At 49.7% G+C, this 3303-nt stretch carries 2 rRNA genes; both read left to right on the forward strand.

Annotated elements, in window-relative coordinates:
- Positions 1-69: 69 nt before the first annotated feature.
- Positions 70-2962: ribosomal RNA gene (locus tag JR005_RS04775) — 23S ribosomal RNA — on the forward strand.
- A 175-nt stretch (positions 2963-3137) separates the two neighbouring features.
- A 5S ribosomal RNA gene (gene rrf / locus JR005_RS04780) occupies positions 3138-3252 on the forward strand.
- Positions 3253-3303: the final 51 nt, after the last annotated feature.

Genomic DNA, 3303 nt, shown 5'->3' on the forward strand with positions numbered 1-3303 from the left:
TGCACAGTACTTCAAACTGTAATGTTGGTAATACTACTTGTAGGTATTAACGACTGTTTGGGGTTGTATAGTCAAGTAATTAAGTGCATGTGGTGGATGCCTTGGCAGTCAGAGGCGAAGAAAGACGTGATAGCCTGCGAAAAGCTCCGGGGAGGCGGCAAATATCCATTGATCCGGAGATATCTGAATGGGGGAACCCACCTACTATAAGGTAGGTATCAATAGCTGAATACATAGGTTATTGAAGCGAACGAGGGGAAGTGAAACATCTCAGTACCCTTAGGAAAAGAAATCAATTGAGATTCCCTTAGTAGCGGCGAGCGAACGGGGATCAGCCCATTAAGTGATGTGTGTTTTAGCGGAACGCTCTGGGAAGTGCGACCGTAGAGGGTGATAGTCCCGTACACGAAAGGGCACACATCATGATGACGAGTAGGGCGAGGCACGTGAAACCTTGTCTGAATATGGGGGGACCATCCTCCAAGGCTAAATACTCCTGACTGACCGATAGTGAACCAGTACCGTGAGGGAAAGGCGAAAAGAACCCCTGTGAGGGGAGTGAAATAGATCCTGAAACCGCATGCATACAAGCAGTGGGAGCCGACTTGTTCGGTGACTGCGTACCTTTTGTATAATGGGTCAGCGACTTACATTCAGTAGCAAGGTTAACCGCATAGGGGAGCCGTAGAGAAATCGAGTCTTAATAGGGCGTATAGTTGCTGGGTGTAGACCCGAAACCAGGCGATCTATCCATGAGCAGGTTGAAGGTTGGGTAACACTAACTGGAGGACCGAACCCACTGTCGTTGAAAAGCCAGGGGATGACTTGTGGATAGGGGTGAAAGGCTAATCAAGCCTGGTGATAGCTGGTTCTCCCCGAAAGCTATTTAGGTAGCGCCTCGGACGAATACCATAGGGGGTAGAGCACTGTTTCGGCTAGGGGGTCATCCCGACTTACCAAACCGATGCAAACTCCGAATACCTATGAGTACTATCCGGGAGACAGACTGCGGGTGCTAACGTCCGTAGTCAAGAGGAAAACAATCCAGACCGCCAGCTAAGGCCCCAAAATCATAGTTAAGTGGGAAACGATGTGGGAAGGCATAGACAGCTAGGAGGTTGGCTTAGAAGCAGCCACCCTTTAAAGAAAGCGTAATAGCTCACTAGTCGAGTCGGCCTGCGCGGAAGATGTAACGGGGCTAAAACTATGTGCCGAAGCTGCGGATGTAACTTTAAGTTACGTGGTAGGGGAGCGTTCTGTAAGCCGATGAAGGTGTATTGAGAAGTATGCTGGAGGTATCAGAAGTGCGAATGCTGACGTGAGTAACGACAAAACGGGTGAAAAACCCGTTCGCCGAAAGACCAAGGGTTCCAGTCCAACGTTAATCGGGGCTGGGTGAGTCGACCCCTAAGGCGAGGCCGAAAGGCGTAGTCGATGGGAAATGGGTTAATATTCCCATACTTCTGTGTAATGCGATGAGAGGACGGAGAAGGTTAAGTCAGCCTGGCGTTGGTAGTCCAGGTGGAAGACAGTAGGCATGCATCTTAGGCAAATCCGGGGTGCTCTATGCTGAGAGTCGATATCAAGCTGTACTTGTACAGTGAAGTGGCTGATACCATACTTCCAAGAAAAGTCTCTAAGCTACAGTTACACAGGAATCGTACCCGAAACCGACACAGGTGGTCAGGTCGAGTAGACCAAGGCGCTTGAGAGAACTCTGCTGAAGGAACTAGGCAAAATGGTACCGTAACTTCGGGAGAAGGTACGCTGCTGAGGGTGATGGGACTTGCTCCCTGAGCGCTTGGCAGCCGCAGAAACCAGGCCGCTGCAACTGTTTATTAAAAACATAGCACTCTGCAAACACGAAAGTGGACGTATAGGGTGTGATGCCTGCCCGGTGCTGGAAGGTTAATTGATGGGGTTAGCGTAAGCGAAGCTCTTGATCGAAGCCCCAGTAAACGGCGGCCGTAACTATAACGGTCCTAAGGTAGCGAAATTCCTTGTCGGGTAAGTTCCGACCTGCACGAATGGCATAATGATGGCGGCGCTGTCTCCAGCAGAGGCTCAGTGAAATCGAAATCGCTGTGAAGATGCAGTGTACCCGCGGCTAGACGGAAAGACCCCGTGAACCTTTACTGCAGCTTGACATTGAACTTTGACCTTACTTGTGTAGGATAGGTGGGAGGCTATGAAGATGTGACGCCAGTTGCATTGGAGCCATCCTTGAAATACCACCCTGGTAATGTTGAGGTTCTAACTCTGCCCCGTAATCCGGGGCGAGGACCATGTCTGGTGGGTAGTTTGACTGGGGCGGTCTCCTCCTAAAGAGTAACGGAGGAGTACGAAGGTGCGCTCAGCGTGGTCGGAAATCACGCGTAGAGTATAAAGGCAAAAGCGCGCTTAACTGCGAGACCCACAAGTCGAGCAGGTACGAAAGTAGGTCTTAGTGATCCGGTGGTTCTGTATGGAAGGGCCATCGCTCAACGGATAAAAGGTACTCTGGGGATAACAGGCTGATACCGCCCAAGAGTTCATATCGACGGCGGTGTTTGGCACCTCGATGTCGGCTCATCTCATCCTGGGGCTGAAGCAGGTCCCAAGGGTATGGCTGTTCGCCATTTAAAGAGGTACGCGAGCTGGGTTTAGAACGTCGTGAGACAGTTCGGTCCCTATCTACCGTGGGCGCTGGAAATTTGAGAGGATCTGCTCCTAGTACGAGAGGACCAGAGTGGACGAACCTCTGGTGTACCGGTTGTGACGCCAGTCGCATCGCCGGGTAGCTATGTTCGGAAGGGATAACCGCTGAAAGCATCTAAGCGGGAAGCCTACCTCAAGATAAGATTTCCCTGTGACTATATGTCACCTAAAGAGCCGTTCAAGACTAGGACGTTGATAGGTTGGATGTGGAAGCATAGTGATATGTGAAGCTGACCAATACTAATTGCTCGTGAGGCTTGACTATACAACACCCAAACAGTTGTTGTATTCAAGATAAATTCGATACGAAAACTTGATTTAGTCAATAAACTAGTTACAATACCGACTCAATTTCCAATCCGTTAATAACTCTTTGGTTCGTAAGTAAGGCATACATTATTAAGTAATGTGAATAAGACCCCAAAGCACCACAACAGTTTGCTGGCGACAATAGCAAGAGTGAACCACCTGATCCCTTCCCGAACTCAGAAGTGAAACCTCTTCGCGCTGATGGTAGTGTGGCGTTAGCCATGTGAGAGTAAGTCATCGCCAGCTTTTAAATCTAAGACACCCCCTCCGCTTATGCAGAGGGGGTGTTTTTTTTAT

The sequence above is a fragment of the Acinetobacter sp. Colony158 genome (genome assembly GCF_019264745.1).
Classification (GTDB): domain Bacteria; phylum Pseudomonadota; class Gammaproteobacteria; order Pseudomonadales; family Moraxellaceae; genus Acinetobacter; species Acinetobacter ursingii.